Below are 26,041 nucleotides of genomic sequence, written 5' to 3' on the forward strand. Positions count from 1 at the left end.
GAGCAGATGAGCCAATTCAGCAAAGATCAGGTTCAGGACATGTATTATTTGTCGCCGATGCAGGAGGGAATGCTGTTTCATACTCTCCTGAATCCCGGCCAAAGTTTTTACATCGAACAAATGACAATGAAAGTAAAAGGCAGCTTGAATATCAAATGCCTTGAAGAAAGCATGAATGTGATCATGGACCGGTACGATGTATTTCGTACCGTGTTCATTCACGAAAAAGTAAAAAGGCCGGTCCAAGTCGTATTGAAAAAACGGCAGTTTCAGATAGAAGAAATCGATCTGACACATGTAACGGACAGCGAGCAAACAGCCAAAATCAATGAATACAAAGAACAGGATAAGATCAAGGGCTTTGATTTGACGCGGGATATTCCGATGCGGGCAGCCATTTTTAAAAAATCGGAAGAAAGCTTTGAATGGGTGTGGAGCTACCACCACATCATTTTGGACGGCTGGTGCTTCGGCATCGTCGTGCAGGATCTGTTTAAGGTATACAATGCCTTGCGCGAACAAAAGCCGTACAGCCTGCCGCCGGTCAAACCGTATAAAGACTATATCAAGTGGCTTGAAAAGCAGGATAAACAAGCATCACTGCATTACTGGCGCGGGTACTTAGAAGATTTTGAAGGACAAACGACATTTGCGGAGCAAAGAAAGAAACAAAAGGACGGCTATGAGCCGAAAGAGCTGCTCTTCTCACTGCCGGAGGCGGAAACAAAAGCATTTACCGAGCTTGCAAAATCGCAGCATACCACTTTGAGTACGGCGCTGCAGGCGGTTTGGAGTGTATTAATCAGCCGCTATCAGCAGTCTGGCGATTTGATCTTCGGCACAGTCGTTTCCGGGCGTCCCGCAGAAATCAAAGGTGTTGAACATATGGTCGGGCTGTTTATCAATGCTGTCCCGAGGCGGGTGAAGCTGTCTGAGGATACCACATTTAACGGCTTGCTCAAGCAGCTGCAGGAACAATCGCTGCAGTCTGAGCCGCATCAATATGTACCGCTCTATGACATCCAAAGCCAGGCCGATCAGCCAAAGCTGATTGACCACATCATTGTGTTTGAAAATTATCCGCTTCAGGATGCAAAAAATGAAGAGAACAGTGAAAACGGCTTTGATATGGAGGACGTCCATGTTTTTGAGAAATCGAATTATGATCTCAACCTGATGGCTTCTCCAGGTGATGAGATGCTGATTAAGCTTGCCTATAACGGGAATGTGTTTGATGAGGCGTTTATTCTGCGCTTAAAATCTCAGCTTCTCACAGCGATTCAGCAGCTCATCCAGAAGCCGGATCAGCCTGTCAATACGATCAGACTTGTTGATGAAAAGGAAAGAGAGCTTCTGCTTACCGGCTTAAACCCGCCGGCTCAGACTCATCAGGCGAAGCCTCTGACAGATTGGTTCAAGGAAGCGGTGAATGTAAATCCAGATGCACCGGCGCTTACGTATTCCGGCCAGACTCTTTCCTATCGTGAATTAGATGAGGAAGCGAACCGTCTTGCGCGCCGTTTGCAAAAGCAAGGTGCGGGTAAGGACACTGTTGTCGCGTTGTACACGAAGCGCTCGCTTGAGCTGGTGATCGGCATTCTCGGCGTATTAAAAGCGGGAGCGGCTTATCTGCCGGTTGATCCGAAGCTGCCGGAGGACCGAATCTCGTACATGCTGGCTGACAGTGCGGCAGCCTGTCTGCTGACACATCAGGAGATGAAAGAAAAAGCGGCTCAGCTGCCGTATACAGGAACAACACTCATCATCGATGATCAAGCACGGTTTGAGGAACAGGCAAGCGATCCTGCAGCCGCAATTGATCCCGATGATCCGGCGTATATTATGTATACGTCCGGCACAACCGGAAAGCCGAAGGGCAATATCACCACTCATGCCAATATTCAAGGATTGGTCAAGCATGTAGACTACATGGCATTTTCTGAAAAAGATACGTTCTTATCTGTTTCCAATTACGCCTTTGACGCATTTACCTTTGATTTCTACGCATCAATACTGAATGCGGCACGGCTCATTATCGCAGATGAACATACACTGCTTGATACAGAACGGCTCACTGATCTGATCCGGCAGGAGAATGTCAATGTCATGTTTGCGACAACCGCACTTTTTAATCTTCTCACCGATGCGGGAGAGGAGTGGCTGAAGGGGCTTCGCTGTGTGTTATTCGGGGGTGAGCGCGCGTCAGTGCCTCACGTCAGAAAGGCGCTTGAGATCATGGGGCCTGGCAAGCTGATTAATTGCTACGGGCCGACTGAGGGAACGGTGTTTGCGACAGCTCACGTCGTGCATGATATACCGGATTCCCTTTCCTCATTGCCGATCGGAAAGCCGATCAGCAATGCCAGTGTTTATATTCTTAACGGGCAAAATCAGCTTCAGCCGTTTGGAGCTGTCGGTGAACTGTGCATCAGCGGAATGGGTGTATCAAAAGGGTATCTGAACCGTCATGACCTGACGAAGCAAACGTTTATCCCAAATCCGTTCAAGCCGGGAGAAATGCTTTACCGCACAGGGGATTTAGCACGCTGGCTGCCGGATGGAACAATTGAATACGCCGGGCGTATTGACGATCAGGTCAAAATACGCGGACACCGGATTGAGCTTGAAGAAATCGAAAAGCAGCTGCAGGAATACCCGGGTGTGAAAGATGCGGTCGTTGTTGCAGACCGCCATGAGTCTGGAGATGCATCAATCAACGCCTACCTCGTGAACCGGACGCCGCTTTCAGCTGAAGACGTAAAGAGGCACCTGAAAAAACAGCTTCCTGCTTACATGGTGCCGCAAACCTTTACTTTCTTAGAGGAGCTTCCTTTAACGACAAACGGGAAGGTCAATAAACGGCAGCTGCCGAAACCGGATCAGGCTCAGGCGGCCAAAGAATGGATCGGGCCTCGAAACGCGACGGAAGAAACGATTGCACACATCTGGTCCGACATCCTCGGCAGACAGCAGATCGGGATTCATGATGATTTCTTCGCGCTCGGAGGCCATTCCTTAAAAGCGATGACGGCAGCGTCGCGCATTAAAAAAGAGCTCGGTACGGACATTCCGGTGCAGCTGTTATTCGAAGCGACGACAATTGCAGACATTGCCGGTTATCTGCTTCACGGTGAAGAAAAAGGAATGAAAGATCTCACCATCATGAATAAAAATCAGTCTGACACACTGTTTGCGTTCCCGCCGGTTCTCGGTTACGGGCTGATGTACCAGCCGCTGGCAAAACAGCTGTCCGGCTATAAAATCTGTGCGTTTGATTTTATTGAGGAAGACAACCGCATCGAACGCTACACAGAGCTGATCAATCAGCTCCAGCCGGAAGGACCGGTCAAGCTGTTCGGATACTCGGCAGGCTGCACGCTCGCCTTTGAAACGGCCAAACGCCTTGAAGCAGGGGGCCGTAAAGTGGAGCGGCTGATCATGGTTGATTCCTATAAAAAACAAGGCGTCAGCGACTTGGAAGGCCGCACCGTAGAAAGTGATGTCCAGGCGCTGATGAAGGTAAACCGGGACAATGAAGCGCTGAATGACGAAGCTGTCAAAGAAGGTCTCGCCAAAAAAACAAACGCGTTTTATTCTTATTTCGTGCATACCGTCAGCACCGGCACGGTCAATGCGGATATAGATCTTTTAACGTCAGAACCGGACTTTGCGATGCCGCCGTGGCTCGCTTCGTGGGAAGAAGCCACGACAGGTGAATACCGTGTGAAAAAAGGCTGCGGCACGCACGCAGAAATGCTTCAGGGAGAATGTCTCGAAAGGAATGCGGCATATTTGCTCGAATTCCTAAAGAAGGAACATCTGAAGCTGACAACTTCACGATAGAAAAGGAGGAAGCCCGCCAATGGTCCAGCTCTTTAAATCGTTCGATACCACAGAAAAAACGCAGCTCATCTGTTTTCCGTTCGCAGGAGGCTATTCCGCATCATTCCGCCCGCTCCACACCTATCTTCAAGGTGAGTGTGAGATGCTTGCCGCGGAGCCGCCGGGACACGGAACAAATCAAATGTCCGCCGTTGAGGATTTTGAACAGCTTGTCAGTTTATACAAGCAGGAGTTGAATCTCCATCCCGACCGCCCGTTTGTGCTGTTCGGCCACAGTATGGGAGGCATGGTCGCTTTCAGGCTGGCGCAAAAGCTGGAGCGGGAGGGCATTTACCCGCAGGCCGTGATCATCTCAGCCATTCAGCCGCCGCATGTGGAAAGGAAAAAAGTGTCTCATCTTGATGATGAAAAATTTCTCGCCCATATTATCGAGCTTGGCGGAATGCCGCAGGAGTTAGTGGAGAATAAGGAGGTCATGTCATTTTTCCTGCCTTCTTTCAGATCCGACTACCGCGCGCTTGAAAGCTTCCGTCCGTCTGATTCTCACATCATTCAATCACCCGTCCATATATTTAACGGGCGGAAAGATAAAAAATGTATCAAAGATGCGGACGGATGGAAAAAATGGGCCGACAATCCCGTATTTCATGAGTTTTCGGACGGCCACATGTTCATATTAAGTGAAACTGAAAAAGTGGCGGAACGAATCTATGAGATTATTAACAGGAGCACTGCAGGCCAATTGTTATAGGATATGACAGACAGCATTCGCTGTCTGTTTTTTGTAACAAAATCTGCCCGCGAGTTTTCTCATTTATCAAAAATTTTATGTTATGATTTGATGGAATATAATTTTGAAGGGATTGTCGTACATGAATGATGCAGCAAAAGAGCTGAACAGAACATTATCTGAAGAAAACCCGCACGTGCTTCATATGCTTTCTGATTTGGGCAGAGAGTTGTTTTATCCGAAAGGGGTGCTGACACAATCGGCGGAAGCGAAAGCCAAGGCCGGAAAGTATAATGCCACGATCGGAATCGCCACCTCACAGGGCGAGTCCATGCACTTTTCCCATATTCAAGAGACACTGTCCGCCTATAACCCCGATGATATCTACGATTATGCTCCGCCGCAGGGAAAAGAGCCGCTCAGACAGGAATGGCTGAAAAAAATGCGTCTCGAAAATCCTTCATTAGCCGGCAAAGACATCAGCACGCCGATCGTGACAAACGCTTTAACACACGGGCTGAGCATCGCCGCCGACTTGTTCGTCAATGAAGGGGATACGCTGCTTCTGCCTGATAAATATTGGGGAAATTACAATTTCATTTTCGGTGTCCGGCGCATGGCATCCATTGAGACGTACCCGCTTTTTCAGCAGGATGGGCGTTTTAATGCGGCGGGGCTGTCCGAGCTGCTGAAAAAGCAGGAAGAAAAGGCGATTGTCGTGCTGAATTTCCCGAATAATCCGACAGGCTACACGCCGGGAGAAGAGGAAGCGGCAGAAATCGTCAGCGTGATCCTGGAGGCGGCGGAGGCCGGCAAAGAGATTGTCGTGCTCGTAGACGATGCGTATTACAATCTGTTTTACGATGAAACGGCCATTCAGGAATCCATCTTCAGCAAACTCGCCCAAGTGCACGACCGGGTGCTTTGCGTAAAAATAGACGGCGCGACGAAGGAAAATTACGCGTGGGGTTTCCGCGTCGGTTTTATTACGTACAGCACAAAAAGCGAAAAAGCGCTGCGCGTGCTTGAGGAAAAAACAAAAGGGATTATCAGGGGAACGATTTCAAGCGCCCCGCACCCGTCCCAAACGTTTATGCTGCGGGCGATGCAGTCACCGGAATACGAGAAAGAAAAATCGCTGAAATATAACATCATGAAAAAACGGGCTGACAAAGTGAAAGCCGTTCTTGCAGAAAACAAGCACTATGAAGACGTATGGACGCCTTATCCGTTTAACTCGGGTTATTTCATGTGTGTCCGGCTGAAAGACATAAACGCCGGCGAATTGAGAGTATCGTTGCTTGAAAAGAGAGGAATCGGGACGATATCCATTAATGAAACCGATTTGCGAATCGCATTTTCATGTGTTGAAGAAGAACACATCGCGGATCTGTTCGAAGAAATTTATCAAGAAGCAAAGCAGCTGCAGAAACAGGCGGAAATATCAGGCTGACAAAAAAGGAGGGGGACACCCTCCTTTTTGTCTTTTATTCTGTTACATTTACTTTCCCATTTACATTTTCCCGGAGCATTTGCCTGAAAACGGCGATATCTTTTTGCGAATAGAAAAGTCGTTTCGGCAGCAGAAGTGTTCCGTAACCCGATGTTTGTAATCGAAACATATCTTTGTGCTCCCTAGCCGAGAGCAGTTCATCCCATTCAAAAAGAATGCTTGCGTTTTTTTGTTTTTGGCTGATTCCGAGCTGATGAATCGTAATACTTCTGGCAGATTTCAGCCGCTGATTCGTTTTGTATGTTCTGTAAAGACGGAAGAATGAGATTGCCGTTGCGATCACCGTGACTGCCAAAGAGAGAATCACAGCTGCAAGGAAATTCAGGAGAGCTCTGACGCCCCATGTGCCGCCTGTAACCGGGCCGTTCATTCAAAACAGATGGCAGAAGCCAGCAGCATAATCAAAAAACAGACAGCCGCGGATTTTCCTTGATGATAAGCAAAGTGTTTTCTTACATCGGCAAATGTTAAGCAGCCCGCGAGATAGATATTTTCATTTCGTGTGTTGATCATATTCCGTCTTCGTTTCCTTTCATTTTTCCCCTATGTCGTAATATGCTTTTTTTTCGCCGTCCTGAAGCATTGCTTCCCAAGACTCCGATGACGATACAGACGGCGCCGGCGATATGATACCAGCGGAGTGACTCATGGAGAACGAGGACACCCGCAAGCATCGTCACGATGACGGACAAATTGTTAAAGGCGCTCATCTTAAACGCTTCAATCTTGGACAGCGCGTAGTTTGACATCAATGATGTAATGAGAGAAGACAAAATGCCTAAATACAGAATCGCTGCGATAAAACCGGGATCGCGGAAGGGCAGAAAATACTGCCCGATCGTTCCTTCCGCTCCGTGCCGGAAGAGAGCGATGCAGTTGAAGGAAGCAAAGCCGATCGCAGACATGCACCAGGTCAGCTCACCCAATGAAAAACGCTGGGTCATGCGTCTCGCTGCCGTATTGTAAAGGGCGGAGGACAGCGCGGACAACAGGATCAGGAAAGCACCTTTAAAACTCGCCGATTCCGCGGACACCCCTTTCATTGTGAAAATAAATACCACCCCGGCCACTGACAGGCATGTGAATCCCTTTTGCGCCCATGTCGGACGTTCCTTTAAAAAGTAAGACGAAAACAGCATCGTAAAAATCGGGATGGCGGCTTGAATGATACCGGCTTCCGATGATGAAGAATACAAAAGGCCGAACGCCTGAAAACTGAAAAACAAAGCCGGATATAAAAGGGCCAAAGGCAAGATCGCCAGCACATTCTTCCAGCTGACGGACAGTTTGATCCAGCCGAATAAAACAGGAAGCATTGCACAGATGAAGGCCGCTGTGAACCGATGAGCCAATATATCAAACGGATTGGCGGATTGAAGCGCAATCTTGACAAATATAAAGGAAAAACCGATAATCAGCGCATTTAAAATGGCAGCGAGGTAAGCAGCAGCCAAACGGTTTTGATTAATCATCTTTACGAACTCCTTTAATGAGATCGAGCGCCGGCCGCTCCCTTTTATTGTATGGGAAGGGAAGAAGCAGTACAATGAGAATAATGATAAACTGTACCGGTACAGATGGAGGTTCAGCATGGAAAAGTATATGAACGTGATGATAGAAGTGGAGAGTCTCATTGAAGGCGGCACTTTTCAGGAAGGGGCGCGGCTGCCTTCTATCAGGCAGCTGGCCGAGCGTTTTCACGTCAGTAAAAGCACCGTCATCCGTGCGCTTCAGGAGCTTGAAAAACGGCACATTATTTATGCCGTGCCGAAAAGCGGCTACTATCTTATTAAAAATGACAAAAAGCAGGAGCGAGAACAAACAGGTATCATTGATTTTGCAGCCTCGGCGCCGGACCCTGATATTTTTCCGTACCGCGACTTTCAGCATTGCATCAACAAAGCCATTGATATGTATAAAAATGATTTGTTCATTTACGGCACGCCGCAGGGGCTTCCGTCTTTAATCCGGGTGCTTCAGAAGCTGTTATCCGATTATCAGGTATTTGCAAAAGAGCGGAACATTTTTATCACCTCGGGTGTGCAGCAGGCGTTATCCCTGCTGTCTCTGATGCCGTTTCCGAACGGAAAAAAGAAGATTTTAATCGAACAGCCGGGCTATCATCTGATGGTGGAGCAGCTTGAAGCGCTGCGCCTTCCCGCCTGCGGCATTAAACGGACGGCTGAGGGGCTTGATATGGCGGAAGTCGAGCGGCTGTTTCAGACGGAGGAAATTAAGTTTTTTTACACGATGCCCCGATTTCATAATCCGCTCGGCAGCTCTCTGACAGAATGGCAAAAACGAGAGCTTGTCCGATTAGCGGAGGCGTATGACGTTTATTTGGTTGAGGATGATTTCCTAGGAGATTTAGAGGACAATCAGAAGGCAGACCCGCTGTACGCCTACGATCTGTCTTCCCGCGTGATTTATTTGAAAAGCTTTTCGAAAATGATTTTTCCGGGGCTGCGTGTTGGAGCGGCTGTGCTCCCGGATTCGCTGGCCCCGGTTTTCCATACGTATAAAAAGCTGAGCGATATCGACTGTTCGATGATATCCCAAGCGGCCCTTGAAGTGTATATCAAAAGCGGCATGTTCAAAAGGCATAAAGAAAAAATCCGGGCCTCTTACAGAGCACGTTCCGAGCTGCTCCAAAACGCGCTGCAGGAGTACGACGGTTTTTCTGTAAAGCAAACGTCGATCCATACCCATCTCGTACTGGAGAAAAGCCTTTCCGCTTCAAGAGTTGTGCAGCGTCTGAAAGCGCAAGGCGTGCTGGTGGAGCCGATTGACAGCCATTACCTATCGGATTTTCCGAAAGAAAATATCATCAAACTCAACGTGTCCAACGTCAAGACAGGGGATATCACGCGAGGCATCAAAATGCTGACGGATTGCTTATAACAGCTCTTCATACGTTTTCATCTCAATCCCGTCACAAAAATCGGGATGCGCCGCACAAACGGCCAGCTTATACTCCTCGTCCGCATCATATGTGCGGATGAAACAAGGTTCATGCCCGTCCGGAAGCTCAATGGACACATGGCCGTCGTCTTTGAGGCGGACGCTGAATGAATCAAGCGGCAGGGAAAGCCCTTTTCCGGCCTGCTTGATAAAGCTTTCTTTCATCGACCACAGGTGGTAAAAATAATCGGTCTGCTGATCGGGGTGTTTCGCTTGCAGATCACTGTATTCCGTCGGCGAAAAAAACCGTTTGGCGATATCAATCGTGCCGGGCTTCATTTTTTCAATATCAATGCCGATCGGTTTTGAATCAACGGCGCACACGATCCAGCGCCCGGAGTGGGAAATGTTAAAGTGCATGTCCGGAAGCGCGGGGATGTACGGCTTTCCGTATTCCTGGACGCCGAATGAAATCCCGGCCGGATCAAGTCCGTAAGCCTTCGCCGCAGCGGTGCGGATCAGCATGTCGCCGATCAAGGTGCGGTGAGCATCCTCCTTATGGTAAAAGCGCCGGCATTTTTCCCGCTTTTCGGCGGACACGGCCGCCATCATCCGATCCTCTTCCCCTGCAGAAAGCGGGCGGTCCATATATACTCCGTAAATATTCATGTCCAGATCCTCCGTCTGAAAATATTGTCAAAACCATCCTATCATATCAGACGAAAGCTGTCCGAAAAGAAAAAAACAAAACCGTTTCGGCTTTGTTTTTAATGAACGGACGTTGCCCGCCCGGAGATCGCGTATGTTAACAGTTTAGAGGACTGCGGCAAAGAAAAACGCAGAATCAGCCCCGTCAAAACAGCCGTAATAATGGTTCCGGCACCGATCGGTCCGCCCATCATCCAGGCTGCGGCAAGAATCGTCAGCTCAATGCCGTTCCGCACCCATTGCACGTTCCAGCCTGTTTTTTCAGATATCAGCATCATCAGAGAGTCCCGGGGGCCCGCGCCGAGCCCTGCTGATACGTAAATACCGACGCCGCAGCCGATCAGCAGCAATCCGATAGAAAAACACACGGCCGCTAAGGAAAAAGCGTGCGTCTCAGGAAGCAGAAACGAAAAGAAATCAATAAACATTCCCATCAGCACCATGTTTAAGATAGCGCCGATTTTCGGGAGTGTCCTTGTGAACAGGCAGGTTAAAGCCACGATGACCGCGCCGACCACGATGGACCATTGGCCGACAGAAAGCCCGAAATGCTGAAAAAGCCCATAATGAAAGGCATCCCAAGGGCTGATGCCGAGAGCTTTTCCTTTAATGGTTAACGATACCCCGAAAGACAAAATTAACAGACCGGCAAAATAAAACGTCCAGCGCATCAAGAATTCCCGCTTCAAAGAGGTCCCTTCTTTCATAAAATTTCATTAATTGTCATTGTAGCATAACCGCCAAAAAAAAGAAGAAGCGAAATCAGTGTTTCGCTTCTTCTCCCGCTCCTACAAAGGATTCAGTATACGATTTAAAAACCGCTGCGTGCGTTCTTCTTTCGGCGCGGAGAAAATTTGCTCCGGCGGTCCTTGTTCCACAATGACGCCGCCGTCAATGAAGATGACTTCATCGGCCACTTCCTGCGCGAATTTGATTTCATGGGTGACGACGACCATCGTCCAGCCTTCGTTCGCCAGATCCTTAATCACTTTGAGCACCTCGCCGACCAGCTCCGGATCAAGCGCTGACGTCGGTTCGTCAAACAGCATCAGCTCGGGCTGAATCGCAAGCGCGCGGGCGATGCCGACACGCTGCTGCTGACCGCCGGAAAGCTGGAACGGATATAAATCCATTTTGTCTTTCAGTCCGACTTTTTCCAGAAGCTCCATCGCTTCTTTTCTGACTTGCTCCTTGTCGCGCTTTTGCACTTGAATGGGTCCTTCCATGACGTTTTCAAGCGCCGTGCGGTGAGGAAACAGATGATACGCCTGAAAGACCATGCCTGATTTGCGGCGGAGGCGAAGAATATCAGCCTGCTTCACTTTTTTGGAGAAATCTATTGAAAAATCGGAGAATGCCAGCTCGCCGCGATTGGGGATCTCAAGCGCGTTCAGACAGCGCAGAAGCGTCGTTTTTCCTGAACCGGACGGTCCCAGAACGGCGATGACTTTCCCTTTTTCTATCTCCATATCTATCTTTTTTAAAATTTCATTCTGTCCGAATGATTTATTTAATCCTTTGACGGAAAGCATATCGAAACCTCCTTATTTGGCCACATAACGGTCGAGACGCCGTTCGATCACGTGCTGTACGATTGACAGCAAGAAGCAGATGATCCAATAAATAAAGGCGGCTTCAATATAGATGACCAAGATTTGATCAAGGTTTTGCGCGCCGATTTCCTGCGCTTTTCTGAACAGCTCCGCGACGAGAATCTGTGACGCGAGAGATGTATCCTTGATCAGGCTGATAAATGTATTTGATAATGGCGGAATGGACACGCGAAACGCCTGCGGCAGGATCACGCGGAACAATGTCTTGCGATAGGTCATGCCGATCGTATAACCGGCTTCCCATTGCCCTTTCGGCACGGATGAAATAGATGCCCGGATGATTTCAGAAGCGTAGGCGCCCACGTTTAACGAAAACGCGATGACTGCGCTTGGGAAAGGGTCCAGCGTAATATTAAATGTCGGGAACAGATAAAAAATGATGAACAATTGAACGAGAAGAGGAGTGCCGCGCACCGCTGATACGTATACGCTGAACACCCATCTCAATGGTTTCATATTTGACATTCTGGCGAGCGCCGTAATCAGCGCGATGATCATTCCGAAAATAAAGGAAAGAATGGTAAGGGGAATCGAGTAATAGATTCCCCCGGAAAGAATCGGCCAGAATGACTGCTGCACCAGATCCCAAGGAATGGCTGTTGCAATCACGGGTTCCGGCATGTTACTTAGAAACATCTTCGCCGAACCATTTTTTCGCTATTTTAGAAAGAGTCCCGTCCTCTTTCATTTCTTTTAACGCTTTGTTGACGTGAGTCACAAGTTCGCCGCTTCCTTTTCGGAATGCGAAATACGTCTGCTGCGGCTGGCCTGCTTCAAACGCGATTTTCACGTTTTTATTGCCGGACGTTTTTAAGTAGTTCAGTACGGCAAGCTTATCGTTGTAAGTCAGATCAGCGCGGCCCTGCTGAATGAGCTGAAGGGATTGAGCCATGCCTTCAACGCCTTCAATTTTCGCGCCGGCTTCTTTCGCTAATTTATTGTAATTGCTTGTTAATGACTGAGCCGCTGTTTTTCCTTTGACATCAGCCTCTTTCGCAATCGTGCTGTCTTTTTTCGTCACGACGACTGCATTTGACGTTGTGTATTTATCCGAAAAATCATATTGGTTCTCACGGCCTGTTTTGCCGACTTGGTTGGCAACGACGTCAAACCGTTTCGCGTTTAATCCGGCAAACATGCTGTCCCATTGCGTTTCTTTGAAGTCAGCTTTCAGACCGAGGCGTTTCGCGACTTCTTGAATCACTTCAACATCATATCCGGTCAGTTTGTCAGTCTTTTTATCATGGAAGGTAAACGGTTCGTACGTTCCTTCTGTGCCGACGGTCAGTACGCCTTTTTTCTTGACAGAAGCCCAAAGATCGCCGTCTTTTGACTTAGATCCGCTGTCCTGTGAGTTTCCGCAGGCTGCAAGCATTGCGATGCTGACCATCATGAACAAAGCGAATAATGCTTTTTTCATCTTCTTTATTCCCCACTTTTCTGAGTAGTTTTATTGAGAAAAAATAGCTCCCAATTGTAAAGGATAACTTTTTTTTAGTATGAGTCAAGTAATTGGTTTTCATAAGCGGGAATTCTTCGTGTTTCGGATCAAAATAATTCCAAAAACTGTCTGACCGGCTTCGGCAGATAGCTGTCTTTTCTCCAGATGACGGCCGGTGTCATGACAAACGGGTTGTCTTCGATGATAACCGTTTTGACATGCGAACGCATATGGACGGGAATCATCGTCAAAGGCAGAATTGTGGCGCCGAATCCTGATGATACGAGGCTCAAGAGCGTCGCGGAGTCATGGCATTCACAGACAACCTGAAGGTCGAGACCGTACTGTTCACAAACTTGGAGGACTTGGTCATACACACCTCTTCCATTGACGGTGCGCAAAAGGATCAAAGGCAAAGAGGCGATGTCATTCAGTTTAATCGTTTCACCGCACAGTCGTTTTGAATGCTCGGACAGCACCAATACACACGGAATGTCTTCAAGCTCCTTCGATTCAATGCCGTCGTTTTTAATCAAGGTGGTGGTGACGGCGGCGTCAATCTGCCGGGTTTCCAGAAGCTCGAGCAGTGAGACGGGCTCATCTTCCCAAATGTTAAAGGTGAGATGCGGAAACCGCTCTTTCATCTGTGACACTTTCTCAAGCATGAGCGCGGCGCAGTAAATGGTTGACCCGACGGCAAGTGTCCCGGCCACCTCCTCCTTCAGCTCTTGTACCTCGATTATAGCGTCCTCAAACTTATGAAGAATCTCTTTCGCTCTTTTCAAAAAGACATTTCCTTCATATGTAAGGGTCATTTGTTTCTTTTTATTGCGGTCAAACAGAATGACGCCCAATTCTTCTTCGAGCTGTTTCAGCTGTCTGCTTAAAGGCGGCTGTGCCATATGAAGCTTTTTGGCGGCCGTCGTGATCTTCTGCTCTTGGGCAATGGTGATGAAATAACGCAATTGCCGGATATCCATGAGAACGCGCTCCTTTCTGTTATACCTTTAAGGTATGATACATAGATTTAACGAATATTTTTCATATGGATATATCAGGAGTATGATGGTTTTGACACCACATTTCAAGCGTAAAGGAGGGGTCAATATGAAGCTTGTCATCGGAATGACCGGGGCAACAGGAGCCATATTCGGGATCAGGCTTTTAGAATATTTAAAAGCCGCGGAGATCGAAACCCATCTTGTCGTGTCTCCTTGGGCAAATGTCACCATTACACATGAAACCGATTATACGTTAAAAGATGTCGAGAAACTCGCATCCTATACGTATTCTCACAAAGACCAAGCGGCGGCGATTTCAAGCGGCTCGTTTGAAACGGACGGGATGATCATCGCTCCGTGCAGCATGAAATCACTGGCAAGCATCCGCACCGGAATGGCTGACAACCTGCTGACAAGGGCGGCTGACGTCATCTTGAAGGAGCGGAAAAAACTTGTGCTGCTGACAAGAGAAACGCCGCTCAGCCAAATTCATTTAGAAAATATGCTAGCGCTTACAAAAATGGGTTCCGTCATTCTTCCGCCGATGCCGGCATTTTATAACAAGCCGGCTGACATGGATGAATTGATCGACCATATTGTGTTCCGGACGCTCGATCAGTTCGGCATTCGTCTGCCGGAAGCGAAACGGTGGTACGGAATTGAAAAACAAAAAGGAGGAATCTGATAATGGCCTATCAGGATTTTAGGGAATTTCTCGCCGCTCTTGAAAAAGAAGGGCAGCTCTTAACAGTCAACGAAGAGGTAAAACCGGAGCCGGATCTGGGCGCCGCTGCGCGTGCAGCCAGCAATCTCGGGGATAAAACCCCTGCGCTTTTGTTTAACAATATTTACGGACATCACCATGCGCAGGTGGCTCTGAATGTCATCGGCTCGTGGCCGAATCACGCGATGATGCTCGGCATGCCGAAAGATACGCCTGTTAAAGAACAATTCTTTGAGTTCGCCAAACGGTACGATGCATTTCCGGTGCCGGTCAAACGGGAAGAAACCGCGCCGTTTCATGAAAATGAAATAACGGAAGATATCAATCTATTTGACATCCTTCCGCTATTCAGAATCAACCAGGGGGACGGCGGCTACTATTTGGATAAAGCGTGTGTCATTTCCCGCGATCTTGAAGATCCGGACAATTTCGGCAAGCAGAATGTCGGCATTTACAGAATGCAGGTAAAGGGAAAAGACCGCCTCGGCATTCAGCCCGTGCCTCAGCATGATATTGCGATTCATCTTCGCCAAGCTGAAGAACGCGGCGTGAATCTTCCCGTTACGATCGCGCTCGGCTGTGAGCCGGTGATTACGACAGCTGCGTCAACTCCGCTGTTATACGATCAATCCGAGTATGAAATGGCCGGCGCGATTCAAGGGGAGCCCTACAGAATCGTCAAATCTAAACTGTCTGATTTAGACATCCCTTGGGGCGCTGAAGTCGTTCTGGAAGGAGAGATCCTTGCGGGAGAACGGGAATACGAAGGACCTTTCGGTGAGTTCACGGGCCATTATTCAGGCGGCCGCAGCATGCCGGTGATCAAAATCAAACGGGTATATCATAGAAACAATCCGATTTTTGAACATTTATACTTAGGCATGCCGTGGACGGAGTGCGATTATATGATTGGCATTAATACGTGCGTGCCGCTTTACCAGCAGCTCAAGGAAGCTTATCCGAACGAAATTGTCGCCGTGAACGCGATGTATACGCACGGCCTGATCGCCATTATTTCCACGAAAACGCGCTACGGCGGATTTGCCAAGGCGGTCGGCATGCGCGCCCTGACGACGCCGCACGGACTCGGCTACTGCAAAATGGTCATTGTTGTGGATGAGGATGTCGATCCGTTTAACCTGCCGCAAGTCATGTGGGCGCTCTCAACGAAAATGCATCCAAAACACGATGCAGTCATCATTCCTGACCTGTCCGTCCTTCCGCTTGACCCGGGGTCTGATCCGGCAGGGATGACACACAAAATGATTCTTGACGCCACGACGCCTGCCGCGCCGGAAACAAGAGGCCATTATTCTCAGCCGCTTGATTCTCCGCTGACAACGAAAGAATGGGAACAAAAACTGATGGACTTAATGAATCAATAAGAAAGGATGAGGTTGCAATGAAAACATGCCCGCGCTGTGAATCGAAAAAAGGAGAAACCGTCAGCCAATCGCCGGTCAAAGGCGCCTGGGAAATTTACCAATGCCAAACCTGCTTTTTCACATGGAGATCCTGTGAACCGGAAAGCATCACGAATCCGGCGGCATTCAACCCGGCATTTAAAATTGATCCGAAAGAAACGGAGACGGCCGCACATGTTCCCGCTGTCCCGGAAAGAAAAGCGTAATGCTGACGGAGCACTTGCCGGAGACGCTTTACACGCTTTTAGACGGGACGGAGCTTGAAAAAAAGCAGCACGACGCATTTGTGCTCCAATCCGTGACAAAAGAAGGCCGTCCGCACGCGGCCATGATCAGCGCCGGTGAAATCGTGGCCGTGAGCAGAACAAATCTCCGGCTCGCCTTATGGAAAAACACGACGACCGTAAGAAGCCTTCTGCATTCGGGACAAGCTCTTTTCATCGCCTGGCACGGAGGAGCCGCATATTACGTCACATTGGAATGTGAGGCGCTTCCGCCGCTGAAAGAGGCGAAACACGAGCGGGAACGGTTCAGCTGCCGCGTGATCACCGTCAAGGAAGATCGGGCGAAATACGCGGATCTGACATCCGGACCGGCCATCCAGCTCCACGAACCGGAAGATGTCTTGAAGAGATGGAGAGAAACACTTGAGGAGTTAAAACGATAGACGCATCAAAAAAGCCTGCGGACGATTCCGCAGGCTTTTCTTTATCTGTTATTGTACGCCTTTCATCGCCCGTTTAATGACGGGAGACAGAAGAATCAAAATAATACCGAGAATGATCGAAACAAGACCGATTGAGCCGAAGTAGGCCGCTTCAGAAATCTTATCAAACAAACCGACTACTTTTGCGTTCAGGGCTTGACCGCAGGCGTTTGTTAAAAACCACATGCTCATCGTCTGCGCTGAGAAAGCGGCAGGCGCAAGTTTTGTTGTGACGGATAAACCGACCGGTGAAAGGCAAAGCTCACCAAGCACAACCAAAAGGAAGCTGAGCACAAGCCAAAGCGGGCTCACAAGCTCACCGCTCCCGCCCATAACCGGAAGCACCATGACTAAAAATGATAATCCGGCAAGGATAATGCCGATGGCGAATTTAATCGGTGTTGAAGGCTGGCGTTTGCCAAGCTTCATCCAGATCCAGGCGAACACCGGCGCGAAAATAACGATGAATAACGGGTTCAGAGACTGGAACCATGAAGACTCAAGATGCATGCCCGCAAAGGAAAGTCTCGTGCGCTGATCCGCATATAAAGCAAGAATCGTCGCGCCCTGCTCCTGAATCGCCCAGAACATTGCCGCTGCAACAAACAGCGGAACATAAGCCGCAAGCCGTGATTTTTCCGTTTTCGTCGCTTTTTTGCTCGTGAACATCACGATAAAGTAAATAACCGGAATGACAATGCCGAGGATACTGACGGTATCAATCACACGCTGGATCGTCAGCCAGCCGGTTTGAATCAGAACGATGATAACGGCTGCTGCGATGACCACTCCGATTCCCGTGCCGATCACTGATGATTTAGAAATCGGATTCGGTACATTGGAGCCTGCTTTGCCGAGGTATTTCTTTCTCGTAAGAGCGAAAACAATCAGTCCGAGGAACATACCGGCCGCGGCGCATCCGAAGCCTAAGTGGTAGTTGTACTTCTGTCCGAGTGTTCCGACAATTAGCGGCGCAAGCAATCCGCCGAGGTTGATCCCCATGTAAAAGATGCTGAAACCTGAGTCGCGGCGCTCGTCTTCCTTCGTATATAAATCTCCGACAACGCTGGATACGTTTGGTTTAAGCAGGCCGGTTCCGATAATGATCAGAGCCATGCTGGTAAAAAACGCCGCCGTGCTGCCAGGGAAGGCAAGAGCGATGTGCCCGAACATAATTAAAATTCCGCCGTAAAATACGGTGTTTGCCGTGCCGAATACCCGGTCGGCCAGCCATCCGCCGATGACGCTCGACATGTATACGAGAGACCCGTATATGGACATGATGGCAACTGCGGTCGTTTTATCAAAGCCGAGACCGCCATGAGCGACCTCCGTGTATAAATAGTAAAGCAATATGGCTCTCATACCATAGTAGGAGAAACGCTCCCAAAATTCGGTGAAAAACAGTGTGAACAAGCCGCGGGGATGACCGAAAAAGCCTCGTTGCGGCACAGTTTCTGTTATAGAGTCCTTATCAATAGATGCCACCTGAGCCAACCCTTTCTTAAAAAAGTGTATTACAAAAATCATATTCTTATATAATACTTGTGTCAATATAATTTATACTGAATTCAAAAAATTCCAGAATGAAAAGATATTAAAACGTTGAATATAGACGAATTTTCCTAATTCCAATGACTTATTTTGTTATATTATCTGACTAAACTATCTTTATAAACTTTTTTAATAAAATTTAAAGTATGTACAGGCGGAGCGGGATATGGCGGAATAAGATGACAATAAGAGAGGAAGGAGGAGATTATCACTTGCCGAATCGTATATTGGATATTACGGATTGCGGTGTGGAGGTAGACGGAAAAACCGATGTGACGGGCGCCATCAACCAATGCTTGGCCAAGGCCGTCAGCGAAGGCTGTCATACGGTGTTTTTTCCGCCGGGAACGTATAAAATCAACGGCACGCTTGGCGGGGACAGCAGCCAGCCGTTTCGGAACGCCGGGATTAACGTGCCGAGCCATCTCACCATCGTTTTAGATCCGGAATGCACGATTAAAGTGGCGCCGAACAGCTCCTGGGGCTACTCGGCTTTCTATATAGGCAGGCGGGAAAATGTCACCATCACCGGCGGCCGGATCATCGGCGAACGGGATGAACACACGTATACCAATGTCCCTTTGCGTTCGACCCATGAATGGGGGTTTGGAATCTGTATTGAAGGCAGCAGCAATGTGCTGATCGAAAATGTGAAGATTTCGGATTTTACGGGAGACGGCATTATTGTCAGCCCGCTCGGGTTAAAAACAAACAGTGATTACGAAACTTCAGAACAGGTGACCATCCGCCGCTGTGAGATCAGGCAGTCAAGGCGAAACAACATTTCAATCACCGGCTGCAATACCGTTACGGTGGAAGAATGCGTGATTGAAGACGCCGGGCAAGGGAACGGAACGGCTCCGAAATTCGGAATCGATATTGAATCGTACGGAGAAGGCGATATTGATTATGAAGAAGCTCTTCATATTACGGTCCGCAACAACTTCTTTTCCGGAAACGCCGCAAGCTCAGTCACCAATTTTAACGGATATCATGTGTTAATTGAAGGAAATCATTCCGATAACACAATCAGCTACGGGTATGGGGCACATACCGTCATTTCGGGGAATGTCTTCTTTCGGTCAGACGGCGGCTCAAGGACCGCAGTCGCCGGACAAGGTGTGTCACAGGGACAGGACAGCAGCAATGCCGTCATTTCCAACAATCTGATTACCGGGTTTTCCACCGGAATAGATGTAAGGGGAAAAAGCGTCCTCGTCACCCATAACAAAATCAGTCAATTTGAAAATACGGGCATTTCCGTCTATCAGGCGGAAGATGTGACCGTTGACGGCAATGTCATTGAAAACGGACGTTCCGAAACGAGACGAAGCACGGGGATGCGGGCGACGCTGTCGGAAAACGCCGTCTTTATGAATAATACTCTGAATCAGGTAACGGACGGAATCAGCATGTCGGCCGGCAATATCACCGTAAAACAAAATGTGCTGAAATCGTTCAGCCGGGGCATATGGGTCACAGGCGGAAATGCCGTTATTGAAGGAAATACGCTGATTCCGAATGCGTATCAGGGCGCCGCGGAGTCCTATGCCGTATCTGTGACAAATGACGCCAGGGCTGTCATCAAGGGAAATCTCTTCAAAAGCTACAAAAACTATCCCATTTTCAGTTCAACATCCTCGGGAACCTCTGTCATCAGCAACCGCTTTGAATCATCACCGCTTATCGTTACCGTGTATCTGAATTCAGGCACGCATGAAGTCATAGACAATACGCTCACGATCAACCGAACGGCGGGCAGCCCGATCGGCATCTATCTGAACGGAACCTCCAATTCCCTCGTGTCGGGCAATACCATCAACAACCTTTCCGCCGCTTCTGCTTCCGCCATCCAAACCAATTCCTCCGCAAGTACTAAAATCATCGGCAACCGCATTATCAGAGGCGTCATTGTGAAACACGCGACAGATACGGACAGCGGAAATATCGTCATCTGAAAACGGTCCCGCCGGAAAAATAAAAAGAACACATGAACTCCGAAAGAAGGAGGGATGTGTTCTTTTTTGAAACAATACAGCCGTGCGCCTGTCAGGCATCTTTTTTACCTGATTTATATAAAACGATCATTTCTCTGATTAAAAAGAGGGCGAATAAAAACAGCATCAGCCATTCTGAGAAGGTGGTCAATTTAAAAGCGGACAGGTTGTTTTGGACCGCTCCATAGAAACTGAAACCTTGCAGCATATCTATCGTTACTGAAATGATCAGACAGGCAGCCAGCAAAAAAAATGAAACCCCCAATATTTTCATGCGCATCACTCTCCCTTTTTATCCTTTTCGATTACGCAGAACTTATACAGACTTTCCGCCGTGCATAATCTTTTGCCGTACAGGAAGAATATGAAAAAAACGAGGAAAGGTTTTTTGCGATATGCCGCCATTTTTTAAGCAGAAGAAACAAAAAAAAGCCGATCAAAACGACCGTGACAATGAAGGCAGAAAAGAAGCGGACAGCCAGCCGGACAAAGAGCGGGATGAGCCGATCTCCCTCAGCTTAAAGCAAAATATGAAGAAGCTGTCTGAGAGGTTCGGCAACAGTGCCGATGTCGTCATCCGCCGGCTTAAAATCGGAAAAGAAGAGCTTCCGGCCGCAATTGTGTATATCGCCGGTTTGGTAGACGAACAGCTCGTCAGCCAATCCCTTCTGGAGGATTTAATCGACATCCCGTCCGTTCAGCCGGAACAAGCGGTCTGCCTGATATACGATAAAACGCTTGCGATCGGCGGGGTGAAAGAGGCAGAAAAATGGAAAAGTCTTTATGCCGGGCTGGTGGCGGGCAGCACGCTCATTTTTGTCGACGGGGCTGACAAGGCGCTGATCGCCAGCACGGAAGGGGGAGAGCACCGGTCCATTCAAGAGCCGAGCACTCAGGTCTCTTTCCGCGGCCCGCGGCAGGGATTCACTGAATCTCTGCAAACCAATATTTCCATGATCCGCAGGTATGTAAAAACGCCTGATGTATGGGTTGAAAAAATGGAGATCGGACACGAAACGAATACGGATGTCGCGCTGATGTATATTAACGGAATTTGCGATAAAAAGCTGATTAAGGAAGTCCGCAAGCGGCTGAAGCACATTGACATCGACAGCATTCTGGAATCCGGCTACATTGAACAGCTCATTGAAGACGCGCCGTTTTCTGTGTTTCCCACCGTATATCATACGGAGCGGCCGGACGTTGTGGCGGGGAATCTGCTGGAAGGACGATTTGCGATTATCGTGGACGGAACGCCGTTCGTTCTCATCGCGCCGGCCTTATTTATTCAATTTTTTCAATCTGTTGAGGATTATTATTCACGATTTGATATCGCCACTAGCATCAGGGTGCTGCGGGTTTTGATTTTCTTCATTTCACTGGTGGCGCCGGGGATTTATGTGGCGGCGACGACCTTTCACCAGGAAATGATTCCGACGCAGCTGCTGATTGTCATCGCGGCTCAGCGGGAGACGGTGCCGTTCCCGGCCGTGATTGAAGCGCTGACGATGGAAGTGGCCTTTGAGATTCTCAGGGAGGCGGGTGTCCGGCTTCCGAGAGTTGTCGGCTCCGCTGTTTCCATAGTCGGAGCGCTTGTCATCGGCCAGGCCGCCGTACAGGCCGGCATTGTTTCCCCAGCCATGGTTATCGTCGTCGCCCTGACGGCGATTGCCAGCTTTGCGACCCCGGCTTTTGACATGGCGATATCTGCGCGGCTGATCCGGTTTCTCTTTATTCTGTCGGCGGCGGTCATGGGATTTTACGGGCTGATTCTGGGCATTATCATGATGTTTGTCCATCTGTGCGGCCTGCGTTCATTCGGATTTCCGTATATGTCCCCGCTCGCTCCTTTAACCCCGGGCGGGCTGAAGGATTCCCTTCTCCGAGCTCCGTTATGGGCGGATGAAAAAAGGCCGGGACTGCTCGTGCAGGAAAACAACAGGCGCCAAGGGGAACATCAAAGACCGAAACCGGAGACATCCAGAGGAATGGTTAATAAAGATGTAGAAGAGGGCGACGGTAATGAAAAGACGTAAATGGATGCTTATCCTTTGTACGATGGTTTCCCTTATGTTTGTATCCGGATGCTGGGATAAAAGGGAGCTGACCGATCTAGCGGTGATCTCCGCCATCGGTATTGACCGAACCGAAACGGGAAAATACGTCCTTCACTTGCAAATTATCAATCCGGGAAACGTGGCCGGCGGTCTGCAGGGCGGCGGAGCGGGAGACCGGCCTCCGGTTTCCGTCTATTCGGTGTCCGGAGACAATATGACGGAAGCTTTGAGAAAAGGCTCGATGAAAGTGTCCAGAAGGCTCTATTTTGCGCATACGAATCTCGTGGTGTTCAGTGAAAAACTGGCGAAAGAGGAAGGGCTCAGTTTTATTCTGGACAATCTTGACCGCGACACCGAATTCAGGACGACCGCAACCGTTGTGATCGCGCATAATTGCAAGGCTGAAGACATTATTAAAGTGCTGACGCCGATTGATAAAATCCCTTCCAATAAAGTGAACAAGACGCTCAGCTTCACGCAGGAACAATACGGCAGAGTCATTAAAACCAACCTTCAGGACGTTCTGATTGATCTCGCTTCTCCGACCGGGTCACCGTTTATTCCGGGTTATGAAATGCACGGAGACGATAAAGCCGGTCCTACGATGGAAAATACGCAGACAACTGAACCGAAAGCAGTGCTGTCAGCGGACGGACTGGCGGTGTTCAAAAAGGATGGGAGGCTGGATTACTGGATTGAGGATGACGACAGTGTGGGGGCTGTATGGCTGCTCAATAGGATCAAGCATACGTTCATCAATGCGGATTGGAAGAATGTGAAGCATGCAATCAGTCTGCAGGTCACCCGCCAGAATACAAAGGTGACGGCCACTTTTCCGAACGGAAAACCGCATATTCACGTGCATGCTCAGGTCGAAGGGCTGGTGGACGCTGTCAGATACCCTTTCCATCTGTCTGATCCGCAAGTGCTGATGACGATGCAAAAGGCGCTCAGTGTGCAGCTTGAGAAAGATATCACCAAATCGATTGAAGATATAAAAGCCCATAAGAATGACTTCGTCGGCTTCGGAGACCTGATCTATCGGAAGCATCCGGACAAATGGAAAAAGTTCAAAGGGAAGTGGGATGAAGAATATTTCCCCAATCTCCCCGTAGATGTCAAAACAGAAGTCATTATCAGAAGAACGGGCTTGCGGAATAATCCTCTCTCAGACAAGCTTGAGCATGATTGATTTGAGGAGAAAGGAGCGAAGCGTATGGAAAATGCGAAAATCGGCACGCGTCAGCTGTTTATTATGATCATTTTGTTTGAATTGGGCAGTTCGTTATTGATCCCGCCGGGCACGATGGCCGGGCGGGATGCGTGGCTGTCCGTGCTTCTCGGGTGCGTTATCGGTCTCGGACTTTTCTACGTTTATCAGGCGCTGTATCAATTTTTTCCTGAGTCTTCTCCGAGAGATTACATGAACGAACTGATCGGCAGACATCTGAGCTGGGCGGTCTCCCTTCTTTATATTCTCTATTTTGCTTATATCGCCGCCCGCGTATTGCGGGATTTTGGCGAAATGCTTGTCACCTTCGCCTACCAGGACACGCCGCTTTTAATTGTGAATGCCATGCTGATGATCGCCGCAATATTTGCGGTCAGAAAGGGAATTGAAGTGATAGCGAGAGCCGGCGAGCTGCTGTTTGGCATTATGTATTTCCTGACAGCCGTCGGGCTGATCCTCATTATCAGCTCAGGCACGATAAACCTCAGATTTCTCCAGCCCGTTTTAGCGGAGGGTGCAGGAACGGTCATTTATTCCGTGTTTAAACAGACGATGTTCATCCCGTTTGGTGAATTAATCGTGTTTGTCATGATTTTCCCTTATTTAAAAGATCGGAAAAAGGTGAAGAAAACCGGATTTCTGGCGATTATCATCAGTGGGCTGTTTTTGGCAATGTCAGTGGCGATTAATATTTGTGTGCTGGACGTCAACTTAATGCTCCGCTCTCAATTTCCGCTGCTGAGCACCATACAGACAATTAAAGTGGAAGAGTTTTTAGACCGGCTGGATGTCTTTTTCATGCTCGTGCTCGTCATCGGCGGTTTTTTCAAAGTCAGCCTTTTTACATATGCGGTTGTCGTGGGCGTGTCCACGCTGTTTAAAGAAAAAAATCCGTCCCAGCTGGCCTTCCCGGTCGGATTAGGGGTGCTGATTCTCTCCATCAGCATCGCAAGCAATTTTTCGGAACACATGAATGAAGGCTTAAACATTGTGCCGATCTATATTCATCTTCCGTTTCAAGTGCTGTTCCCCGTTTTGCTGCTTATCATTGCCGTTATTAAGAAAAAGGTCAAAGGGACCGTCTATACAGTTTCGAAGAAATAACCCGGCCGGTGCGCCGGGTTTTTTAAAAAAACATGATTTTTGTCTTAATGCATTGACAAACTTGCCTGACAATTGTACATTTTGATTTATTCTTATAAAATTACTAGGAAATATAGGTTTAGTGGTGTTAATATGTTCCGAACCGTATTTCAGAATAGAAGGAGATCCATCATGACAAAGAAAAAAGAAATCAAACTCGGTGTGTTTCTCGCGGGCACCGGCCATCATGTCGCTTCTTGGAGACATCCTCAGGCACCGGCGGACGCGAGCATGAATTTGGATTATTTCAAAGAACTGGCGAAAACAGCGGAGCGGGGGAAATTGGACATGCTGTTCTTGGCGGACAGTTTATCAATAGACGGCAAATCACATCCGAATGTGCTGACGCGCTTTGAGCCGTTTACGCTTCTGTCGGCGCTCGCTCAGGTCACATCCCGCATCGGTCTGACGGCGACCGCGTCTACCACATACAGCGAACCGTTCCATATCGCGAGACAATTTGCATCGCTTGACCATCTTTCCAACGGCCGCGCGGGCTGGAATGTCGTCACATCTTCGATTGAATCGACCGCGCTTAATTTCAGCGGCGAAAAGCATCTTGAGCACCATCTCAGATATCAGCGCGCGGAAGAATTCGTTGAAGTCGTCAAAGGATTATGGGATTCGTGGGAGGAAGACGCCTTTATCCGTGACAAAGAATCAGGAGCATTTTTCGATAAAGACAAAATGCATGAATTGAACCATAAAGGAACATATTTCTCCGTGAGAGGGCCGTTAAATGTTGCCCGCACACCTCAAGGGCGCCCGGTCATTATTCAGGCCGGATCATCAGGAGACGGAAAAGCGCTGGCCGCCAAAACGGCGGAGGTCATTTTCACCGCGCAAAATCATTTGGAATCCGCGCAGGAATTCTATCAATCTATTAAAGAACAAGCGGCTTCTTTCGGCCGTGATCCTGAAAAAATCGCGATCATGCCGGGGATTTTTCCCGTTATCGCCGATACCGAAGAAGAAGCGCAGGCAAAATATGAAGAGCTCCAAGACCTCATCATTCCGTCTGTCGGCCTGAACATTCTGCAAAACTATCTGGGCGGCGTCGACCTTTCCGCCTGCCCGCTTGACGGCCCGCTGCCTGAATTGGATGCGGATGCGTCGAATGCCGTTAAAAGCCGCTTCAAGCTCGTTCAGGAGATGGCCAAACGCGATAACATGACCATCCGCGAGCTGTACAAATATGTGGCGGGTTCAAGAGGACATCATATCTTTGTCGGAACGCCAGAACAGCTTGCCGATAAGATGGAAGAATGGGTCGGAAAACAAGCTTGTGACGGTTTCAACATCATGCCGCCGCTTTTGCCTGAAGGTCTCACTCTTTTTGTAGACAAAGTGATTCCGATTTTACAAGAACGGGGCGTGTTCAGAAAAGAGTATGAAGGAACGACGCTGAGAGAACATTTCGGACTGGAAAAACCGGCAAACCGATATGCCGACTAA

At 48.7% G+C, this 26,041-nt stretch carries 23 protein-coding genes; 13 read left to right on the forward strand and 10 right to left on the reverse strand.

The features are described from left to right. Positions 1 to 6 precede the first annotated feature (6 nt). From srfAC to NYE28_RS01855, 3 genes are all read left to right on the forward strand, one after another. Positions 7 to 3,843 (forward strand): surfactin non-ribosomal peptide synthetase SrfAC, encoded by a 3,837-nt coding sequence (gene srfAC, locus NYE28_RS01845; protein WP_305175672.1) that lies wholly within the window; start codon positions 7 to 9, stop codon positions 3,841 to 3,843. Between the two features lie 19 nt (positions 3,844 to 3,862). Next, positions 3,863 to 4,594, forward strand: coding sequence for a surfactin biosynthesis thioesterase SrfAD (gene srfAD, locus NYE28_RS01850; RefSeq protein WP_012116775.1), 732 nt, complete (start codon positions 3,863 to 3,865; stop codon positions 4,592 to 4,594). Between the two features lie 121 nt (positions 4,595 to 4,715). Beyond that, complete coding sequence (locus NYE28_RS01855; protein ID WP_043021388.1) at positions 4,716 to 6,026, forward strand: aminotransferase class I/II-fold pyridoxal phosphate-dependent enzyme; 1,311 nt, start codon at positions 4,716 to 4,718, stop codon at positions 6,024 to 6,026. A 34-nt stretch (positions 6,027 to 6,060) separates the two neighbouring features. Here NYE28_RS01855 and NYE28_RS01860 read toward each other — a convergent pair whose 3' ends face one another. Both NYE28_RS01860 and NYE28_RS01865 read right to left on the reverse strand, forming a co-directional pair. Next, on the reverse strand, positions 6,061 to 6,456 hold the full coding sequence (locus tag NYE28_RS01860) for a YcxB family protein (protein ID WP_015239136.1): 396 nt from the start codon (positions 6,454 to 6,456) through the stop codon (positions 6,061 to 6,063). A gap of 139 nt (positions 6,457 to 6,595) precedes the next feature. Continuing rightward, on the reverse strand, positions 6,596 to 7,555 hold the full coding sequence (locus NYE28_RS01865; protein ID WP_059366607.1) for a DMT family transporter: 960 nt from the start codon (positions 7,553 to 7,555) through the stop codon (positions 6,596 to 6,598). A 121-nt stretch (positions 7,556 to 7,676) separates the two neighbouring features. On the opposite strand from NYE28_RS01865, the gene NYE28_RS01870 reads away from it, so the two are divergent. Beyond that, positions 7,677 to 8,987: a PLP-dependent aminotransferase family protein gene (locus NYE28_RS01870; protein WP_043021389.1), complete on the forward strand. Its 1,311-nt coding sequence runs from the start codon at positions 7,677 to 7,679 to the stop codon at positions 8,985 to 8,987. Here the strand turns inward: NYE28_RS01870 and NYE28_RS01875 are convergent. The 6 genes from NYE28_RS01875 to NYE28_RS01900 all read right to left on the reverse strand — a co-directional run bounded on the left by NYE28_RS01875 (position 8,982) and on the right by NYE28_RS01900 (position 13,729). Beyond that, positions 8,982 to 9,656, reverse strand: coding sequence for a 4'-phosphopantetheinyl transferase superfamily protein (locus NYE28_RS01875; protein ID WP_160223415.1), 675 nt, complete (start codon positions 9,654 to 9,656; stop codon positions 8,982 to 8,984). The genes NYE28_RS01870 and NYE28_RS01875 overlap by 6 nt on opposite strands. Positions 9,657 to 9,754: 98 nt before the next feature. Next, positions 9,755 to 10,384, reverse strand: coding sequence for a YitT family protein (locus NYE28_RS01880; RefSeq protein ID WP_025284214.1), 630 nt, complete (start codon positions 10,382 to 10,384; stop codon positions 9,755 to 9,757). A gap of 99 nt (positions 10,385 to 10,483) precedes the next feature. Further along, on the reverse strand, positions 10,484 to 11,227 hold the full coding sequence (gene tcyC / locus NYE28_RS01885) for a cystine ABC transporter ATP-binding protein TcyC (RefSeq protein ID WP_025284215.1): 744 nt from the start codon (positions 11,225 to 11,227) through the stop codon (positions 10,484 to 10,486). A 12-nt stretch (positions 11,228 to 11,239) separates the two neighbouring features. Continuing rightward, on the reverse strand, positions 11,240 to 11,944 hold the full coding sequence (locus NYE28_RS01890; protein WP_003156375.1) for an amino acid ABC transporter permease: 705 nt from the start codon (positions 11,942 to 11,944) through the stop codon (positions 11,240 to 11,242). After that, positions 11,931 to 12,728 carry a cystine ABC transporter substrate-binding lipoprotein TcyA gene (gene tcyA / locus NYE28_RS01895; RefSeq protein WP_003156373.1) on the reverse strand — a complete coding sequence of 266 codons (798 nt, stop codon included), beginning with the start codon at positions 12,726 to 12,728 and terminating at the stop codon, positions 11,931 to 11,933. The genes NYE28_RS01890 and tcyA overlap by 14 nt, the downstream gene beginning before the upstream one ends. Positions 12,729 to 12,856: 128 nt before the next feature. After that, positions 12,857 to 13,729 carry a LysR family transcriptional regulator gene (locus NYE28_RS01900; RefSeq protein WP_003156371.1) on the reverse strand — a complete coding sequence of 291 codons (873 nt, stop codon included), beginning with the start codon at positions 13,727 to 13,729 and terminating at the stop codon, positions 12,857 to 12,859. Positions 13,730 to 13,820: 91 nt separating this feature from the next. Here NYE28_RS01900 and NYE28_RS01905 point away from each other — a divergent pair, with 91 nt between their 5' ends. The 4 genes from NYE28_RS01905 to NYE28_RS01920 are packed head-to-tail and all read left to right on the forward strand — an operon-like array spanning position 13,821 to position 16,565. Next, positions 13,821 to 14,435, forward strand: a complete 615-nt coding sequence (locus NYE28_RS01905; RefSeq protein ID WP_088005476.1) for a non-oxidative hydroxyarylic acid decarboxylases subunit B — start codon at positions 13,821 to 13,823, stop codon at positions 14,433 to 14,435. A 2-nt stretch (positions 14,436 to 14,437) separates the two neighbouring features. Then, the gene (bsdC, locus tag NYE28_RS01910) at positions 14,438 to 15,859 is read left to right on the forward strand and encodes a phenolic acid decarboxylase BsdC (protein WP_007410249.1); all 1,422 of its coding nucleotides are present in this window, start codon (positions 14,438 to 14,440) and stop codon (positions 15,857 to 15,859) included. A 17-nt stretch (positions 15,860 to 15,876) separates the two neighbouring features. Then, positions 15,877 to 16,104: a non-oxidative hydroxyarylic acid decarboxylases subunit D gene (locus NYE28_RS01915; protein ID WP_007410250.1), complete on the forward strand. Its 228-nt coding sequence runs from the start codon at positions 15,877 to 15,879 to the stop codon at positions 16,102 to 16,104. Further along, entirely contained in the window at positions 16,104 to 16,565 is a 462-nt protein-coding gene (locus tag NYE28_RS01920) for a hypothetical protein (RefSeq protein ID WP_076425718.1), read from the forward strand. Before NYE28_RS01915 ends, NYE28_RS01920 begins: the two co-directional genes overlap by 1 nt. A gap of 48 nt (positions 16,566 to 16,613) precedes the next feature. Here the strand turns inward: NYE28_RS01920 and NYE28_RS01925 are convergent, their stop codons facing one another. After that, on the reverse strand, positions 16,614 to 18,092 hold the full coding sequence (locus tag NYE28_RS01925) for a peptide MFS transporter (RefSeq protein ID WP_012116786.1): 1,479 nt from the start codon (positions 18,090 to 18,092) through the stop codon (positions 16,614 to 16,616). Between the two features lie 278 nt (positions 18,093 to 18,370). Between NYE28_RS01925 and NYE28_RS01930 the strand changes: the two genes are divergently transcribed. Next, complete coding sequence (locus NYE28_RS01930; protein WP_083673825.1) at positions 18,371 to 20,116, forward strand: right-handed parallel beta-helix repeat-containing protein; 1,746 nt, start codon at positions 18,371 to 18,373, stop codon at positions 20,114 to 20,116. A 91-nt stretch (positions 20,117 to 20,207) separates the two neighbouring features. On the opposite strand, the gene NYE28_RS01935 is transcribed toward NYE28_RS01930, so the two are convergent. Further along, a complete protein-coding gene (locus NYE28_RS01935; RefSeq protein ID WP_007410254.1) occupies positions 20,208 to 20,429 on the reverse strand; it encodes a hypothetical protein in 222 nt (73 codons plus the stop codon). A 121-nt stretch (positions 20,430 to 20,550) separates the two neighbouring features. On the opposite strand from NYE28_RS01935, the gene gerKA reads away from it, so the two are divergent. From gerKA to NYE28_RS01955, 4 genes are all read left to right on the forward strand, one after another. Then, positions 20,551 to 22,191: a spore germination protein GerKA gene (gene gerKA, locus NYE28_RS01940; protein WP_039252803.1), complete on the forward strand. Its 1,641-nt coding sequence runs from the start codon at positions 20,551 to 20,553 to the stop codon at positions 22,189 to 22,191. Next, complete coding sequence (locus NYE28_RS01945; RefSeq protein ID WP_060563071.1) at positions 22,178 to 23,404, forward strand: Ger(x)C family spore germination protein; 1,227 nt, start codon at positions 22,178 to 22,180, stop codon at positions 23,402 to 23,404. Before gerKA ends, NYE28_RS01945 begins: the two co-directional genes overlap by 14 nt. A 24-nt stretch (positions 23,405 to 23,428) precedes the next feature. Then, positions 23,429 to 24,547 (forward strand): GerAB/ArcD/ProY family transporter, encoded by a 1,119-nt coding sequence (locus NYE28_RS01950; RefSeq protein ID WP_014416891.1) that lies wholly within the window; start codon positions 23,429 to 23,431, stop codon positions 24,545 to 24,547. A gap of 168 nt (positions 24,548 to 24,715) precedes the next feature. Continuing rightward, a complete protein-coding gene (locus tag NYE28_RS01955) occupies positions 24,716 to 26,041 on the forward strand; it encodes an LLM class flavin-dependent oxidoreductase (RefSeq protein WP_029326230.1) in 1,326 nt (441 codons plus the stop codon).

It is taken from the genome of Bacillus sp. FSL R5-0443, from assembly GCF_038608285.1.
Classification (GTDB): domain Bacteria; phylum Bacillota; class Bacilli; order Bacillales; family Bacillaceae; genus Bacillus; species Bacillus velezensis.

Coding starts and splice junctions, on each gene's coding strand:
- srfAC (WP_305175672.1), top strand. CDS start 7: ATGAGCCAATTCAGCAAAGATCAGGTTCAGGACATGTATTATTTGTCG.
- srfAD (WP_012116775.1), top strand. CDS start 3,863: ATGGTCCAGCTCTTTAAATCGTTCGATACCACAGAAAAAACGCAGCTC.
- NYE28_RS01855 (WP_043021388.1), top strand. CDS start 4,716: ATGAATGATGCAGCAAAAGAGCTGAACAGAACATTATCTGAAGAAAAC.
- NYE28_RS01860 (WP_015239136.1), bottom strand. CDS start 6,456: ATGAACGGCCCGGTTACAGGCGGCACATGGGGCGTCAGAGCTCTCCTG.
- NYE28_RS01870 (WP_043021389.1), top strand. CDS start 7,677: ATGGAAAAGTATATGAACGTGATGATAGAAGTGGAGAGTCTCATTGAA.
- NYE28_RS01875 (WP_160223415.1), bottom strand. CDS start 9,656: ATGAATATTTACGGAGTATATATGGACCGCCCGCTTTCTGCAGGGGAA.
- tcyC (WP_025284215.1), bottom strand. CDS start 11,227: ATGCTTTCCGTCAAAGGATTAAATAAATCATTCGGACAGAATGAAATT.
- NYE28_RS01890 (WP_003156375.1), bottom strand. CDS start 11,944: ATGTTTCTAAGTAACATGCCGGAACCCGTGATTGCAACAGCCATTCCT.
- tcyA (WP_003156373.1), bottom strand. CDS start 12,728: ATGAAAAAAGCATTATTCGCTTTGTTCATGATGGTCAGCATCGCAATG.
- NYE28_RS01900 (WP_003156371.1), bottom strand. CDS start 13,729: ATGGATATCCGGCAATTGCGTTATTTCATCACCATTGCCCAAGAGCAG.
- bsdC (WP_007410249.1), top strand. CDS start 14,438: ATGGCCTATCAGGATTTTAGGGAATTTCTCGCCGCTCTTGAAAAAGAA.
- NYE28_RS01915 (WP_007410250.1), top strand. CDS start 15,877: ATGAAAACATGCCCGCGCTGTGAATCGAAAAAAGGAGAAACCGTCAGC.
- NYE28_RS01920 (WP_076425718.1), top strand. CDS start 16,104: ATGCTGACGGAGCACTTGCCGGAGACGCTTTACACGCTTTTAGACGGG.
- NYE28_RS01935 (WP_007410254.1), bottom strand. CDS start 20,429: ATGAAAATATTGGGGGTTTCATTTTTTTTGCTGGCTGCCTGTCTGATC.
- gerKA (WP_039252803.1), top strand. CDS start 20,551: ATGCCGCCATTTTTTAAGCAGAAGAAACAAAAAAAAGCCGATCAAAAC.
- NYE28_RS01945 (WP_060563071.1), top strand. CDS start 22,178: ATGAAAAGACGTAAATGGATGCTTATCCTTTGTACGATGGTTTCCCTT.
- NYE28_RS01950 (WP_014416891.1), top strand. CDS start 23,429: ATGGAAAATGCGAAAATCGGCACGCGTCAGCTGTTTATTATGATCATT.